This window comes from Enterobacter sp. EC_64 (assembly GCF_019584165.1).
In the GTDB taxonomy this organism is placed as follows: domain Bacteria; phylum Pseudomonadota; class Gammaproteobacteria; order Enterobacterales; family Enterobacteriaceae; genus Enterobacter; species Enterobacter roggenkampii.
In genome coordinates, this window is the sequence record NZ_VDAS01000096.1 from 1 (window position 1) to 231 (window position 231).

The 231-nt window shown below is 56.7% G+C and carries 1 pseudogene; it reads left to right on the forward strand.

Features of this window, described 5'->3' with window-relative positions:
* Positions 1-231 (forward strand): annotated as a pseudogene (locus FHC52_RS22630) (IS5/IS1182 family transposase); the annotation flags it as partial.

Genomic DNA, 231 nt, shown 5'->3' on the forward strand with positions numbered 1-231 from the left:
CCGGACCGCACCACCATCATGAATTTCCGCCACCTGCTGGAGCAGCATCAACTGGCCCGCCAATTGTTCAAGACCATCAATCGCTGGCTGGCCGAAGCAGGCGTCATGATGACTCGAGGCACCTTGGTCGATGCCACCATCATTGAGGCACCCAGCTCGACCAAGAACAAAGAGCAGCAACGCGATCCGGAGATGCATCAGACCAAGAAAGGCAATCAGTGGCACTTTGGC